The 14,876-nt window shown below is 72.2% G+C and carries 16 protein-coding genes and 2 tRNA genes; 6 read left to right on the top strand and 12 right to left on the bottom strand.

Annotation, left to right across the window (positions count from 1 at the left end; genetic code table 11):
- Window positions 1-2: 2 nt before the first annotated feature.
- The 6 genes from ACEN8D_RS04875 to ACEN8D_RS04900 form a co-directional block, all read right to left on the bottom strand.
- Window positions 3-608 (bottom strand): histidine phosphatase family protein, encoded by a 606-nt coding sequence (locus ACEN8D_RS04875; RefSeq protein WP_309779859.1) that lies wholly within the window; start codon window positions 606-608, stop codon window positions 3-5.
- The gene (crcB, locus tag ACEN8D_RS04880; RefSeq protein ID WP_413400219.1) at window positions 605-979 is read right to left on the bottom strand and encodes a fluoride efflux transporter CrcB; all 375 of its coding nucleotides are present in this window, start codon (window positions 977-979) and stop codon (window positions 605-607) included. The genes ACEN8D_RS04875 and crcB overlap by 4 nt, the downstream gene beginning before the upstream one ends.
- On the bottom strand, window positions 976-1,365 hold the full coding sequence (locus tag ACEN8D_RS04885) for a fluoride efflux transporter FluC (protein WP_413400221.1): 390 nt from the start codon (window positions 1,363-1,365) through the stop codon (window positions 976-978). The genes crcB and ACEN8D_RS04885 overlap by 4 nt, the downstream gene beginning before the upstream one ends.
- Before the next feature lie 168 nt (window positions 1,366-1,533).
- Window positions 1,534-1,941 (bottom strand): RidA family protein, encoded by a 408-nt coding sequence (locus ACEN8D_RS04890; protein ID WP_413400220.1) that lies wholly within the window; start codon window positions 1,939-1,941, stop codon window positions 1,534-1,536.
- Window positions 1,942-2,012: 71 nt separating this feature from the next.
- A tRNA-Glu gene (locus ACEN8D_RS04895) sits at window positions 2,013-2,085 on the bottom strand.
- 71 nt (window positions 2,086-2,156) lie between these two features.
- A tRNA-Glu gene (locus ACEN8D_RS04900) sits at window positions 2,157-2,232 on the bottom strand.
- A 102-nt stretch (window positions 2,233-2,334) separates the two neighbouring features.
- On the opposite strand from ACEN8D_RS04900, the gene ACEN8D_RS04905 reads away from it, so the two are divergent.
- A complete protein-coding gene (locus tag ACEN8D_RS04905; RefSeq protein WP_309888922.1) occupies window positions 2,335-3,171 on the top strand; it encodes a DUF72 domain-containing protein in 837 nt (278 codons plus the stop codon).
- A gap of 23 nt (window positions 3,172-3,194) precedes the next feature.
- On the opposite strand, the gene ACEN8D_RS04910 is transcribed toward ACEN8D_RS04905, so the two are convergent.
- From ACEN8D_RS04910 to ACEN8D_RS04935, 6 genes are all read right to left on the bottom strand, one after another.
- Window positions 3,195-3,860, bottom strand: coding sequence for an MBL fold metallo-hydrolase (locus ACEN8D_RS04910; protein ID WP_413461848.1), 666 nt, complete (start codon window positions 3,858-3,860; stop codon window positions 3,195-3,197).
- Between the two features lie 142 nt (window positions 3,861-4,002).
- Complete coding sequence (locus ACEN8D_RS04915) at window positions 4,003-5,043, bottom strand: LacI family DNA-binding transcriptional regulator (RefSeq protein ID WP_495601176.1); 1,041 nt, start codon at window positions 5,041-5,043, stop codon at window positions 4,003-4,005.
- Between the two features lie 20 nt (window positions 5,044-5,063).
- A complete protein-coding gene (locus ACEN8D_RS04920) occupies window positions 5,064-5,609 on the bottom strand; it encodes a hypothetical protein (protein WP_309888928.1) in 546 nt (181 codons plus the stop codon).
- Between the two features lie 5 nt (window positions 5,610-5,614).
- Complete coding sequence (locus ACEN8D_RS04925; protein ID WP_374475467.1) at window positions 5,615-6,427, bottom strand: carbohydrate ABC transporter permease; 813 nt, start codon at window positions 6,425-6,427, stop codon at window positions 5,615-5,617.
- A 95-nt stretch (window positions 6,428-6,522) separates the two neighbouring features.
- Window positions 6,523-7,497 (bottom strand): carbohydrate ABC transporter permease, encoded by a 975-nt coding sequence (locus ACEN8D_RS04930; RefSeq protein WP_070416435.1) that lies wholly within the window; start codon window positions 7,495-7,497, stop codon window positions 6,523-6,525.
- Between the two features lie 159 nt (window positions 7,498-7,656).
- Complete coding sequence (locus ACEN8D_RS04935) at window positions 7,657-8,919, bottom strand: ABC transporter substrate-binding protein (protein WP_413399036.1); 1,263 nt, start codon at window positions 8,917-8,919, stop codon at window positions 7,657-7,659.
- Window positions 8,920-9,233: 314 nt separating this feature from the next.
- Here ACEN8D_RS04935 and ACEN8D_RS04940 point away from each other — a divergent pair, with 314 nt between their 5' ends.
- The 5 genes from ACEN8D_RS04940 (at window position 9,234) to ACEN8D_RS04960 (ending at window position 14,730) form a co-directional block, all read left to right on the top strand.
- On the top strand, window positions 9,234-10,583 hold the full coding sequence (locus ACEN8D_RS04940; RefSeq protein ID WP_495601177.1) for a glycosyltransferase family 2 protein: 1,350 nt from the start codon (window positions 9,234-9,236) through the stop codon (window positions 10,581-10,583).
- Between the two features lie 162 nt (window positions 10,584-10,745).
- A complete protein-coding gene (locus ACEN8D_RS04945; protein WP_413399791.1) occupies window positions 10,746-10,916 on the top strand; it encodes a hypothetical protein in 171 nt (56 codons plus the stop codon).
- 81 nt (window positions 10,917-10,997) lie between these two features.
- A complete protein-coding gene (locus tag ACEN8D_RS04950; RefSeq protein WP_261646391.1) occupies window positions 10,998-11,909 on the top strand; it encodes a beta-1,6-N-acetylglucosaminyltransferase in 912 nt (303 codons plus the stop codon).
- Window positions 11,906-13,471 carry a lipopolysaccharide biosynthesis protein gene (locus tag ACEN8D_RS04955; protein WP_139201990.1) on the top strand — a complete coding sequence of 522 codons (1,566 nt, stop codon included), beginning with the start codon at window positions 11,906-11,908 and terminating at the stop codon, window positions 13,469-13,471. Before ACEN8D_RS04950 ends, ACEN8D_RS04955 begins: the two co-directional genes overlap by 4 nt.
- Window positions 13,468-14,730: a glycosyltransferase family 4 protein gene (locus tag ACEN8D_RS04960; protein ID WP_413461736.1), complete on the top strand. Its 1,263-nt coding sequence runs from the start codon at window positions 13,468-13,470 to the stop codon at window positions 14,728-14,730. The genes ACEN8D_RS04955 and ACEN8D_RS04960 overlap by 4 nt, the downstream gene beginning before the upstream one ends.
- Window positions 14,731-14,876: the final 146 nt, after the last annotated feature.

A 14,876-nucleotide genomic window follows, 5' to 3' on the forward strand; every position in this document is an offset into this window, starting at 1 on the left:
CGTCAGTCGCGAGGCTGGATGTTCCAGGCGTCGATGACGGGACGGCCGTGCTCGTACCCGAGCACGCTCACCGAGGCGGTGCCGAGCTTCAGCACGGCGCCGTCCTGCGGTGCGAGGCGGATCCACGCGGCGCCGAGCGCGCGGAGGACGTGCCCGTGGGCGACGACGATCGCGTCCTGCCCCTCGGCGAGGACCGGTCGGGCACGGTCGAGGATGCGCTCGACGCGGACCCGGACCTCGGCGGCGTTCTCGCCGGGGGTGTCACCGGCGGGCACGCCGTCGGTCCAGAGGTCCCACGGGCCGTGCCGGAGGACCTTGATCTGCGGCGTGGTGAGCCCCTCGTACGCGCCGTAGTCCCACTCGTAGAGGTCCTCGTCGAGCTCCGCGTCGACACCGACGAGCGCCGCCGTGTCGCGGGCGCGCTGCAACGGGCTGGACAGTGCCAGCGCGAACGTGCGGTCCGCCAGGTACCGGCCGGCGCGCTTCGCCTGCTCGATGCCGTTCTCGGTGAGCGGGATGTCGGTGCGGCCGGTGTGCTGCCCGCTCTTCGACCACTCCGTCTCTCCGTGACGGACGAGGACGAGTTCGCCGGGGCGTTCCGAGGTCATGTGTTCCTTCCGATGAGCAGGCCGAGCGCGGCTGCGCCGACCGAGACGACGAGCATCCCGAGGCCGTTCAGGACGGCGAGCCGGGGCTTGCCGGATCGGAGGAGCTGTACGGTCTCGACGCTCGCCGTCGAGAACGTCGTGTACCCACCCATCATGCCCGTTCCGAGCACCGCGACGACCGGGAGCGGGATCGTGCCCGCCTGCCCGAGGCCCGTCAGCACCCCGAGGACGAGCGATCCGGACACGTTGATGACGACCGTGCCGAGCGGGAAGCCGGACACCCGGGCCTTGACGACGCCGTCGAGGAGGAAGCGCAGCGCCGCGCCGACTCCCCCGCCGACCGCGACGAGGAGCAGATCGAGGGCGTTCACCGGGCACCTCCGGGCCGGAGCACCGTGGCGAGTCCGATGCCGGCCACGACGGCGAGCAGCCCCGCCACGACCGTGAGCAGGGCGTACCCGCTGCCGGCGCCCAAGCGACCGACGTCGAGCAGCTGCGCGGTGTCGTCGGCGAGCGTGCTGTAGGTCGTGAAGCCGCCGAGGACCCCGGTGCCGACGAACAAGCGCAGGCCCCGACGACGCCCGACGTCCGGGCCGCGGTGCGCCAGCGCCTCGAGCAGGAGGCCGAGGCAGAACGCGCCGACGACGTTGATCGCGAAGATCGCCCAGCTGATGCCGTCGTGCGCCGGGAAGACCTCGGTGAGGAGCGCTCGGACACCGGTGCCGATCGCCCCGCCGAGTGCGACGACGCCGAGCATCGACCAGCGGAGGTGGGGTGGACGTTCGTGCACGGTGCTCCTATCGCCGAGCACGCCGGATCGTCTCCGCGCGTGCGGTGTTCTCGGGATAGGGACCGTTGGCGGCTGGCCGCGGTTGGGTCCGGCAGGCCCCACTGCCGGGTCTGACGACCGGATCAGCGTACCGCGTCAGTCCGCGACGGCCGCGATGCCCTCGATCTCGACGAGCTGGTCGTCGTACCCGAGGACGGTCACCCCGACGAGGGTGCTCGGCACGTCGTGGTCGCCCATGGCCTCGCGGACGACCTCCCACGCGGCCACGAGGTCGGCCTGCCGCGTCGACGCGACGAGGACCCGGGTCTGGGCGAGGTCGGTGATCCCGGCCCCCGCGGCGTCGAGCGCGGTGCGGAGGTTCTCGACGCACTGCGCCGCCTGACCGCGGACGTCGCCCACGGCCACGGTCCGGCCGTCGGCGTCGAGGGGGCACGCGCCGGCGAGGAAGACGAGTCGGCTGCCGGCGGGCACGGACGCGGCGTACGCGTACTCCGCGACGTCGCTGAGGGCACCGGAACGGATGAGTTGCACGACACTGGTCACCCCGTCAGCCTCGCAGAGCCGACCGGGACGACGAAAGCCCCCCGGCGGACCGGAGGGCTTTCGTGCTGGTGTGACCCCAGCGGGATTCGAACCCGCGTTACCGCCGTGAGAGGGCGACGTACTAGGCCGCTGTACGATGGGGCCGTCACACATGGGAATCCCCCGCCCGGAAGCGGGGGTCATGGTCGTTGCCGGAGTCGGAGGCAAGCCACCTGTGGTGACCCCAGCGGGATTCGAACCCGCGTTACCGCCGTGAGAGGGCGACGTACTAGGCCGCTGTACGATGGGGCCGTTCCGACAACTCGACAAGTATTGCACAAGCCCCGCGCCGTGCCAAAACGAGGCGTGTCGCCCGGGTGCGCCGCCATGCCGCGGCGGGAATACGGTGGGGCGGTGATCGTGCGCACCGGACTGTCGGGCTGGCAGTACGACTCCTGGCGCGGGGACTTCTACCCCGCCGACGTGCCGAAGCGCCGATGGCTCGCGTACGCTGCCGGACACTTCTCGACGGTCGAGGTCAACGGCTCCTTCTACTCGCTGCAGCGGCCGTCGCGGTACCGAGCGTGGCGCGAGGCAGTTCCCCCGACGTTCCGCTTCGCGCTCAAGGGAGGGCGCTACGTGACGCACATGTTGCGCCTCAGGCACGTCGACACGGCGCTGGCGAACTTCTTCGCGTCCGGACCACTGGAGCTCGGGTCGACGCTCGGCCCGGTGCTCTGGCAGCTCCCCGAGGCGCTCCTGCCGACACCGGAGGTGCTCGACGACTTCCTCGGGCGACTCCCCCGCACGCACGGTGCAGCGGCAGCGCTCGCCCGACGGCACGACGAGAAGGTCCCGGTCCCCGCCGTCGAGGCAGAGGACCCCGGCCGGGTGATCGAGCACGCCGTCGAGGTGCGGGCGGCGGGGTTCGGTGCTGAGCACGCCGATGTGCTCCGACGGCACCGGACCACCCTGGTCGACTCGCACGCGGGCGACTTCCCACGCCTGCGCGTCGACACCGGCGCACGCATCGCCTACCTCCGACTGCACGGCGCACCCAGGACCTACCACGACGGCTACTCGCCGCAGGCGCTCGGTCGGTGGGCGACGACGATCGTCGAGCATCTCGATGCTGGGAGGGACGCGTACGTGTACTTCGACAACGACGCCGAGCGGCACGCTCCCTGGGACGCACTCGCGCTCGACCGGATAGTGCGCGACCGTCTGCGCAGGCGAGACGCGCAGAGGTGAGCCGTGCCTCCTGGACCAGTCGGTCAGATCGTGAGCGACTCCCCGGGACGGAGGACGACGAGCGAGCCGGAGGGCTCCACGGCCTCGCGGAGACGACCGGTGTGCGTGCCGTAGCCGACGTCGGAGAGCGTTGCCTCGTGCACGGGGTAGGCCAGGCGGGGCCCGACCGCGAGGACGTAGTCCATCATCTCGGACACCTTGAGCCACGGGGCGCCGACGGGTGCGGCGAGGACCTCGACCGGGACGTCGGGCACCGTGTAGGAGTCGCCCGGGTGGAAGAGCCTGCCGTTCACGAGGACACCGGTGTTGTCGACGATCGGGACGCTCGAGTGGATCAGGTTGTGGCGTGTGCCGTGGAACGACAGGTCGAACGGACCCACGGTGCGTCGGTCCCCGGCGGTGACGACGTCCACCACGACGCCACCCGCGCCGTCCGCACCGCCTGCGCCGCCCGCGCCGGCGAGCGCCCGGGCGACACCGGCGGGGCCGATCACGACCGCCCCGGGGTTCGCGTCGAGGATCCGCCGGATCTGCTCGGGCGTGACGTGGTCGGGGTGCTCGTGGGTGACGACGACGGCGACGACACCGGTGACGTCGACGGGCCGGGTGAAGTTGCCCGGGTCGATGACGAGGCGCGCGCTGCCCTCGGTGACGATCTGGCAGGCGTGCTCGAGCTTGGTGACCTCCATGCGGGCGACCCTACGCGGCGGCGCGGGGCGGCGGGGCGGAGCGATGGCGCGGCTTGCGTCGAACCACGGAAGCGACGTCAAACCCGGCACGGCGCCCGGTTCGATGTCGCGTTCGTGGTTCGGAGCGCGGCGATGCCACCGCCTACGCGCGGACGGCCCGGGGCGGCCCCGTCGTCGACCGCACCACGAGGTGCGCCGGGGACGCCGGCAACGGCCCCGCGAGCCCGCCGTCGACCTCGGCGAGCACGGCCCGAGCGGCGACCCGACCCTGCGCCACCGGGTCCTGGGCGATGGTGGTCAGCCCGGCGACCTCGCCGTACTCGTGGCCGTCGATGCCGATGACCGAGACGTCCTCCGGCACCGAGAGACCCGCTCGACGCGCGGCGAGGACCACCCCGAGTGCCATCTCGTCCGACGCACAGAACACCGCGGTCGGCCACGCACCGTCACGCCCGACACCGCGGCACTCGTCACGCCTGCCGAACAAGGCCTCCCCCGCGTCGACTCCGCCCGCGAAGGAGAACCGCCCGTCGAGGATCCAGTCCTCCCGCACTGCGATCCCCCGCGCGGCGAGCGCGTCCACGAACCCGTCCCGCCGCAGCCACGGCACCGCCACGTTCATCCCCGCCTCGTCCTGTCCGCCGACGTAGGCCACGTCCCGGTGCCCGAGTCCGCAGAGGTGCTCGACGGCGACCCCGGCCACGGCGACGTCGTCCACGCCGACGTTCCGGAGGCCCGGCGCCGGACCGCCGATCACGATCATGGGGTGTCGCGTGAGTTCGAGTTCGGCGCGCTCGGTCTCGTCGAGCACGAGCGACAGCAGGACGAGGCCGTCGACCCGGTGCCGCAGCATCGACCGTCGGAACGCCCGGTCACGGTCGCCGCCGGGTCCGCCGAGGTTGTACAGCACCAGGTCGTACCCGGCCCGCCGCAGTTCGGCGTCGACACCGCCGAGCGCCTTGACGTAGAACCACCGGTCGATCACCGGGACGACGACGCCGATCGCACGCTGTCGCCCCGTGGCGAGGCCGGCCGCCGCCGAGCTCGGCACGTACCCGAGCTCGTCGGCCACCCGTCGCACCTCGTCGATCGTGGTGTCCGCGACCGTCGACATCCCACGCAGTGCGCGGGACACCGTCGACTTCGACAGGCCCGTGACGGTCGCGATCTCCTGGATGCCCATGGACGGTCCCGGGAGGCCCGTCACCCGTCCGACGGCCGCCGCACGTCGGCGACGGGGCCGGTCTGCGCTCGCGCGACCGACGGCGCACTGCCCGCCCCGGGGAGCGCCGTGCCCGGCGCTGCTCCGGTGCGCGGGACCGCGGCGCGGCGTGTCCGAGCGGCCCGACGACCGGCGGGCGCGAGTTCGTCCCACCCGACGTGGCGGTGCACCCGACCGTCCACCGCGGGCTGCACGGCGATGCGGGACGGGTCCGACCGCCACCCCGACGGACCGGAGCCGGCCGCGACGCCCGCCGCCGCTGCCGGCCGCGCGACCGAAGCGACGACCGGCGCCGCCCCGCCGACACCGTCGGTCGAACGGGTGCGGCGGAGCACCGACACCCGCCACCGGTCGAGCACCACCACGCCGAGCACGCAGACGAGCAGCGTGAGCGCCCAGCCGAGCGCCGGGCGACCGGTGAGCTCGCAGAACACCGTGGCCCCGAGGAACAGGATGCCGAACGTGCCGACGAAGCCGATGGCCTCCTCGATCCGGGCCGTGGGCCGGGTCGGTCCGCGCTGTGCCATGGTCGTCAGCCCTTCACGCCGCCGGCGGTGAGGCCGGCCACGATGCGTCGTTGGAAGATGAGCACGAGGACCACGAGCGGGATCGTGACGATCGTGCCGGCGGCCATCACCGCCGTGTAGGGCTCCTGGTGCGGCTGGGACCCGGCGAACGAGGCGATCGCCACGGTCACCGGCTGCGTCGCGTCGCTCGAGAGCTGGGAGGAGATGAGGTACTCGTTCCAGCTGGAGATGAACGCCAGGATCGCCGTCGTGAACACGGCCGGGGCGGCCAGCGGCAGGATGATCCGTCGGAACGCCTGCACGCGGGTGCACCCGTCGATGCGTGCCGCTTCCTCGAGGTCCCACGGCATCTCGCGGAAGAAGCTCGCGAGCGTGTAGACGGTCAGGGGCAGCACGAACGAGATGCTCGGCAGGATCAGCGCCTGGTACGAGCCCATCCACCCGATGTCCGTGAACAGCTGGAACAACGGGGAGATGAGCGCGACGCCCGGGAACATCGACGCCGCGAGGATCGCACCGGCGATGAGCGACTTGCCCTTGAACTCCAGACGGGCCAGGGCGTACGCCGCGCTCGTGCCGACGAGCAGGGCGATGATCGTCACGACGCCACCGATGAGGAGGCTGTTCGCGAGCGCCCGCCCCAAGTGGTTGCCGAGCGACGTCGAGAACGCCGTCGCGTAGTTGTCGAGCGTGACGTGCGTCGGCCACGGTGTGGCGTCGAACGTGAACCCGACGTCGCGGAAGCTGGTCACCACCATCCAGTAGAACGGCAGGAGGCACCAGACGGCGATGACGATGGCCTGCACGGCGGTGCGGATCCGCGGGCCGGTGTGGCGCTTGACCCGCACGTCGCTGCGGTCGACGGCGATGTCGCGGGCTCGGGCGTTGGACCGGGGACGGTCGGCTGCGAGGGTCACTTGAGCTCCCCCTTCTGCTGGGCGGCCTGCGTCTGCACCACGTTGGCGCCGAGGAACCGCACGAAGACGAACGCGACGATGAAGATCACCAGGAAGGTGATGGTCGACAGTGCCGACGCGGAGTTGAAGCCCTGCCGGATCTGTTCGACGACGAGGATCGACAGGGTCGTGGTGGCGTTGCCGGAACCACCGCCACCGCCGGTGAGGATCGCCGGCAGGTCGTACATGCGCAGCGCGTCGAGCACGCGGAACAGGACGGCGACCATGAGCGCCGGCTTGATGAGCGGCAGGGTGATGAGCACGAAGCGCTGGACGGTGGAGGCGCCGTCCATCTTCCCGGCCTCGTAGACCTCTTCGGGGATGAGCTGCAGCCCCGCGAGGATGAGCAGCGCCATGAACGGCGTGGTCTTCCAGGTGTCGGCGATGATGACCGCCCACCGGGACGCCCACTCGCCGCTCGTCCAGAGGATCTGCTGCCCGAGGACGTGGTTGAGCACGCCGTTCGCGTCGAAGATGAAGTACCAGAGCTTCGCGGTGACGGCGGTCGGGATGGCCCACGGCACGAGGATCGCGGCACGGACGAGCGCGCGGCCCTTGAAGTTGCGGTTCATGATGATCGCCATCCACACGCCGATCACCGTCTCCAGGGCGACGGTGACGACCGTGAAGAAGAACGTGTTGCCCATCGACACCCAGAACTGCGAGCCGATGCTGCCGGGCGGGCAGGTGGTGTTGCCGCACTGCTGTGCGAGCCAGTGCACGTAGTTGGTGACGCCGGCGAAGCCGCCCTGCACGAACAGGCCGGTGGCCTTGTCGAGTCCGGCGTCGAGCTGGAACGACTGGATGATCGCGCTGACCACCGGGTAGCCGATGACGATGGCGAGGAGCACGATCGTCGGGCCGATGAGGTACACGGCCCATCGGCCGTGCTCGGCGTTGAGTCCGCCCTTGCGCCGCTTCTGCGGCTCCATGCCCGTCGGGTTGGGGATGGCGGCGGGGATCTCGGTTGCTGCTGACACGTGACGGCCTCCTTGCCGGGTGTCGGAACGCAGGATGGGACGGACGGGAGGCGCGGGGCGGGGTCGACCCGCGCCTCCAGTCCGATGCGGCGTCCGCCGCGTACTCGGGTGCTAACTGCCGCTGCTGGTGGCCGTCTTGAGGGCCGCCTGCATGTCCTTGATCGCCTCGTCGACGCTCTTCGATCCCTTGAGGGCGGCGTAGGTGTTGTCCTGGATCGCCTTCGTCACGGCCGGGTAGAACGGCGTGACCGGGCGCGGCTCGGCCGACTCGATGGACTTGAGCAGGGTCGGCAGGTAGGGCAGCTTCGCCGTCAGCTCGGAGTCGGTGTAGAGGTCACCGACGACCGGGGCGAGGGAGCCCTGCGTTGCGAAGAACTTCTGCGTCTCGTTCGACTCCAGGAACTCGAGGAAGTCGTGCGCGGTCGCCTTGTGCTTCGAGTACACGCTGATCGCGGCGTTGTGACCGCCGAGCGTCGAGGCGCCGGTGCCGTCCTTGCCGGGGATCGGGGCGATGCCGAAGGTGTCCTTGACCGTGCTCGACCCGTCCGTCTTCGCGAGGCTGTAGACGTACGGCCAGTTGCGCAGGAACAGGAGCTTGCCGGCCTCGAAGGCGGTGCGGCCCTGCTCCTCCTGGTAGGTGATCGCCTCGGCGGGGATGTTGCCGTCCTTGAAGGCGTCGACCAGGTTCTGCAGGCCGGCCTTCGCGTCGGACGTGTCGACGTCCGGCGTGCCGCTCTTGCTGAGGACCGAGCCGCCGGAGCCGTTGATCGCCTCGGAGGCGTTCACGGTCAGGCCCTCGTACTTCGCGAACTGCCCGGCGTAGCACCCGATGCCGGCCTGCTTGGCGATGTCGCAGTCCTTCATCATCTCGGCCCAGGTGGTCGGGGGCGTCTTGACGAGGTCCTTGCGGTAGTAGAGCAGCGCGCCGTCGGAGGTCTGCGGTGCCGCGTAGAGCGTGTTGTTGTAGGTGGCCGTCTTGACGGTGGCCGGCAGGAGCTTCGACGTGTCGATCTTCATGCTGCCGGTGAGCGGGGTGAGCCAGCCCTTCGCCGCGAACTCGGCGGTCCAGACGACGTCCACGTCGACGACGTCGTAGTTCGCGTCCTTCGCCTGGAAGTGCTGCACGAGGTCGTCGTGCTGCTGGTCGGCCTGGTCGGACTGCTCCTTGAAGGTGACCTTCTCGTCGGGGTGGGCCTTGTTCCACTTCGCGATGAGGGGGCGGACGACGTTCGAGTTGTCCTTGCCCTGCACGTAGGTGATGGGCCCGCGGCTGTCCTGACCGTTCTTGGCGTCGTCCGACGCCGAGCTGCCGCTCGAGCACCCGGTCAGCACGAGGCCGATGACCGCGATCCCCGCTACGGATGCGAACCGCACTTTGGCGCGTGTTGTCTTCACAGTGTCGTCTCCACGTTGAGATCACCAGGCGAGGACCATCGGGTCGACGCTGCCTGGAGCAGGCGACGCTGCCTGCTGGAGGAGGAAGCTACGCCCGCTCTCAGCCGTTCGCAACCGGTTGCAAAGATTCCGTGACCTGCTCGTGACCACCGTGCGCCGTTCGCTTTTCGGGTGTGAGCGCTCACCCTCGTCCGGGGGCTCGTCAGCGCGGCCGTGCGGGGTTCCGCACGATCACCGCCAGCGGCCCCGCTCCCCGTTGTCGCCGCCGCGGCCTGGCACCTACCGTCCACACCATGGCCACCACCAGCACCGCTCGTGCACTCCCCGCACCCCGACGCGTGATCGACGTCGACCTCGACGCACCGCTCCCCCGCCTCGTCGCGGACGGCACGGGCTCGTCCGCGCTGGTGATCGGCTACCGCGGCGGGCGTCCGACGGGCACGCTCGACGTCGAGCTCACCGACGACCCCGCCGACGCCGCCCGTGCGCTCGGATCGCTGCGGGAGACCGTGCTCGCCGACGTCGAACCGGTGCCGGATGCCCTCCTGCCGACGATCTCCGTGGTCGTCTCGACGGTGGTGGACCGCGTCGAGGACCTCGGCGCACTGCTCGACGTCCTCGAGCACCTGGACTACCCCGACCACGAGGTGATCGTCGTCGACAACCGCGTCCGGGTACCCGCCGACGACCGGCTCCCGGCACTGCTCGCCGGTCGGGGCGTGCGCCTCGTGACGGAGCGCCGGCCCGGACTGTCCGCCGGCCGCAACGCCGGGGTCGCAGCCGCCCGCGGCGAGGTCGTCGCGTTCACCGACGACGACGTGCGGGTCGACCCGCAGTGGCTGCGCGCACTCGGCGCGCGGTTCGTCCGCGAGGCCGACCTCGACGCGGTGTCCGGCGTGATCCTCCCCACCGAGCTCTCGACGCCCGCGCAGATCTGGTACGAGGCGTACTACGGCGGGTTCAGCGGCGAGCGCACCTTCGCGCCCGTCACGATCGTCCCCGACGACGTCGCCGGCACGATGCGGCACGCGCGGGTGCAGGCGGTCCGCGCCGACGGGTCGGTCGTGAAGCACTTCGCCGTGTACGGCATCGGTGCCTACGGCGCGGGTGCGAACATGGCGTTCCGGCGGTCGGTGATCGACGCCGTCGGTGGGTTCGACACCACGCTCGGCGCGGGTTCCCCGGCCCGTGGCGGCGAGGACCTGGCGATGTTCATCGAGACGCTCTGGCGCGGTGGGCGCATCGGGTTCGAGCCGCGCGCGGTCGTGCACCACCGGCACCGGCAGAGCATCGAGGACCTGCACAAGCAGTTGCACGGCAACGGCGTCGGGTTCACCGCGCTGATGTGCGCCCTCGCTGCCAAGGACCGACGGCACGTCGCGGTCCTCGCCCGGCTCGTGCCCGCCGCCGCGATGGTGAAGCTCCGCGAGACGGTCGGACGACTGCGCACCGGCAGCGCACCGGCCCCCGCTGCCGTCGAGTCCGCGCCCGTCGGGCCCGCGATCCCCGCCGTCCCGGACGCCGGGGTGCCGCGGTCGCTGGCCTACCACGAGCTCCGGGGCTTCCCGGCGGGCCCGGCGGCGTGGTTCCGCAGCCGTCGTCGCTGGCGGGACGTCGAGGCCGGGCGGTTCCACGCCGGGTGACCCCGCGGGCGGTTCCGCGCCCGGTGACCCCGCGGGCGGGTCCACGCCCGGTGAGCCCGCGGCCGGTTCCACGCCCGGTGGCCCCTCGGTCGGCGGACGCGTCGCTCCCTGCCCCGTAGGATCGGTGCAGCTGCCCGTACCGCGCGGGTCGGAGGAGGACGCATGCCGTTGGGGCCCACGCTCGTGCTCGAGCCCGTCACCGTGCCGACGTCCCACGCCACCACGGAGACGGCCGTCTGCGTGTGCGGCCACGCGCAGGAGGCCCACGAGCACTACCGACCGGGCAGCGACTGCGCCCTCTGCGACTGCCCGAGGTACCGCCGCCGCCGGTGACCGCTGCGGGAAACCGCCGCTTCCCCGCACCCGCCCCGGGACCGCCTTGTCGGTGTCCGGACGGCCCTGTTCACTCGAGACATGGCCAACTCCCCCGCGGCGCTCGCGTGCATCGTCCTCGCCCACGAGGACCCCCAGCACGTCCGACGACTCGTCGAGGCACTCGACCCGTTCCCGGTGTTCCTGCACGTCGACGCGCGGACCCCGGACGACGTGCACCGTGCGATGACCGAGGGGCTCCCCGACCGGGTCCGCCTCCTGCCGCGACTGCGGACGGGCTGGGCGAAGTGGGAGAACGTCGCGGCCGAGGTCTCCGGCTACCGTGCCGCCCTCGCCGAGACCGGCGCGCGCCACGTGGCGGTGCTGACCGGCAGCGACTACCCGCTGGCGAACCCCGCCGAGATCACCGCGCTGCTCGACGCCCACCGCGACCAGTCCTTCCTCATCCCGCACCCCCTCCCACACGCGGCGTGGGGCGCCAGCGGCGGGGTCGCCCGGATGCGGTACCCGCACTGGGCGTGGCGGAAGCACATGCTCCGCCTGCCGATCCCCCGCCGGATCCCGCGTGACGTGGTGCTCACGGGCGGGTCGCAGCTCAAGGTCCTCAGCGCCGCGCACGCAGCCGCCGTCGTCGAGGTCGTCGATGCCCGTCCCGACCTGGTCCGCTTCTGGCGCCGCACCTGGATCGCCGACGAGTCGTTCGTGCCGACCGTGCTGAACTCCCCCGCCCTGGTCGACGGCTTCGCCGAGGACCACGTCCCGCACACCCTGTGGTTCATCGGCTGGGACGGCTCGAAGATGAAGAGCCCGCCGTGGCTGACGCTCCCCCACGCCGGTCGGCTGCTCGAACGATGGACGACGGACCCCACCGCGATGCCGCACCTCTTCGCCCGCAAGTTCTCGACCGCTGCGAGCTCGGACCTGCTCGACCTCGTCGACCAGGCGTTCGGACTCCGACAGCACGTCCGGACCCCGGAGGTGGGTGTCTCGTGACCGTTCCCCAGACCCGCCGCGAGGCCCGCCACGCCGCAGCCACCCCGCCCGACGCCGACAGCACCGGTCGGAAGGCCGCCGCGGTCGAGGCCGCCGAGGCAGCCGCCGCCGTCGAGGCCGCCGCCCACACCGTCCCCGACACCGGCAGCACCGCGGTCCAGAAGGGCGCGTCCGTCCTGTTCGGCCGTGGCCTGCTGTACGTGGTCGTGTGGTCGATGCAGCTCGTCGTGAGCTCGCTGATCTCGCCGGTCCTCGCGCACCTCATGCCGCTCTCCGAGTTCGGTGTGCTCGCCTCGGCGATCGCGCTCTACCAGGCGCTCGTCGTGCTCGCGGTCGCGGGACTCGACCAAGCGTCCGTGCTGCAGCGCGCCGAGGACGGCGGTGACGACCGGAAAGCCCGCGGGCTCATCGCGGTCGGCATCGTCCTCGCAGCCGTCGTCACCGCGGTCGCCCTCGCCACGATCCCGCTCTGGGGCGACGTCGCCGGGTTCGTCGGCGAACACCCGATCCTGCTCGTCGCGGTCCTCTGGATCTTCCCCGCCGCGGTCGTCCAGCTCTCCCTCGCGATCCTGGTCGCCCAGGACCGCATCCGGGTCTTCGCGGTCACGAGCCTGCTGTCCTCGGTCGGCGGTTCGATCATCGGCCTCGGCCTGCTCGTGTTCGTGCACGCCGACGCCACGACCTACGCGTGGGGCGGCGTGTTCGCCCAGGCCGCCGCGATGGTCATCGGCTTCGCGGCGACCCGGCCTCGCCTCGCCGGCCTGTTCGACCGCCAGACCACCGCACGGGCCTTCAAGCTCGGCGTGCCGATCGCCCTCGGCAACCTGTCCTACTTCGTGCTGAACGCCGGCGACCGGATCGTCGTGCAGCGGCTGCTCGGCCCGGACGAGGTCGCGCGCTACCAGATCGCCTACGTCGTCGGCTCCGCCGTGATCCTCCTGCTGACCTTCACGAACCAGGCCTGGGCACCGCACTTCGCGGCGCTCCGGGACGCCGTCGCCCGCCGACAGCTGGCCCTGCACGCCCGGGACCAGCTGTACCTGCTGCTCGCCCCGGTGCTGCTCGCGGTCACCCTCGTGTCACCGGTCGCGCTGCCGATCCTCGCACCGGCGTCGTACCGCGTGCACGAGCTCACCGTCGTGGTCTTCATCGTGGCGCTCACGGCGTTCCCGGTGATCGCCAGCGGCGCGACCGGACGGCTCCTGCTCGTGGAGCGTCGCGGCGTCGCCGTCGGGGTGATCGCGGCCATCGCCGGTGCCGTCAACATCGGCGCGAACCTGCTGCTGGTCCCGCTGCTCGGCATCGCCGGCGCCGGGGTCTCCACGGTCTTCGCCTACATGGTGCTCGCGGCGCTGCAGCAGCTCTCGCTCCCCGACCGCCGTGAGTGGCGCGGCCCGCGTGCCCGGACGGTCCTCGTCCTGGCGGCCGTGGTGGTCGTCGCCGGGGTGTCCGTCCTCGTGCCCCAAGACCTCGTGTGGAACATCGTCCGCGTCGCCGGCGTCCTCGGCTGCCTGCCCTGGTTCATCCGCAGGCTCGCGATCGCCCGAGGAGGCACACCGTGACCCACGCCCCGGAACGCCCCGACCGTCGACTCCGGATCGCGGTCGTCACGAACGGGCTCGCCATCACCGGCGGGGTCGAGCGGTGCGTCCTCGAGGACACCCGCGAGCTCGTGCGCGCCGGACAGGACGTCGAGGTCTGGCACCGCGGCCACCTCGCCCCGAGACCTGACGGCGCCGAACCCGGCAGCGACCAGTTCACCGAGCTCGGGGTCACCCTGCACCGCACCGGCAACCGGTCCTTCGGCCTCCGCAGCGCTGCCGGCGACGCCGCACGGTTCGTCCTCGACGGCCTCCGCCTCCGCCGCTCGCGCCCCGACGTCATCTGGCTGAACCGGCCCGAGCACCTCCCCTGGGGTCGTGTGGCGTCCGTGGTCTCCGGAGTCCCGCTCGTCGTGCACCTGCACCACGCGCCGAACTACCGACGCCTCGGCCCGATCGCCGGCGGCCGCACGCACTACCTGGCCGTCTCGCACGCGATGGCTCGTGCGTGGGCGGACGTGGGCATCCCCGCCTCGCGGATCACCGTCGTCCCGAACGGCGTCGACACTGCACTCTTCCCCGCGGCCACGCCGTCCGCGACCGTCCGCGCACGCCGCACCCTCGGGCTCGACGACGACACCCGCACCGTCCTCTACTACGGCCGTCTCACCCGGTCGAAGGGCGTGCTCGCGCTGCTCGAGGCCTGGCGCCTCGTGCTCGAGCAGGACGCAGAACGCCACAGCGCCCGCGCGCCGCGCGCCGCCGTGCGTGCCCTCACCCCCGCGCTCGGGCCCGCCGGCACGCACCACGCCACGCAGCCGCACCACCCGCCCGTGCTCGTGCTCGCCGGAGCGGCCGCGCCCGACGACGCCGAGGACGTCCGACGCGCCGTCGCGTCCCTCCCCGCCGGCTCCGTCGTGCTCCTCCCCGAGCGGGACGACGTCGTCACCCTGCTCCACGCCGCCGACATGGTCGTCGTGCCCTCCATCGAGCCCGAGGGCTTCGGCCGGGTCGTCGTCGAGGCGATGTCCGCCGGCCGCCCGGTCGTCGCCGCCGAGAGCGGTGGCACGGGCGAGATCCTCGCCGGCGAATGGGCGACGTCGACCGTCGACCCGACCGACCCCGAGGCGCTCGCCACCAAGGTCCTCGACACCCTCGACCGCGCCGACCGCGACCCCTCCCTCGGCGAGCGCTGCCGCGCCTGGGTACGCGACCACTACGGCCGCGGACCGCACGTGGCCGGTCTCCTCCGCGCCCTCCTCACGCACGCCCGTCACTGAAGCCCAGGAGGCGCGGCTTCCCCTGGCACCGCTCCTCCCGTCCGTCGCGTGCTCGCGCCCGTGTCGCCTTCTGCTCGCCGCGTGACCGTTCCGGTTCGCGATCCCCGGCGATCGCGAACCAGAACGGTCATGCCTCCCGTACGCAA

The sequence above is a fragment of the Curtobacterium sp. Curtsp22 genome (assembly GCF_059492135.1).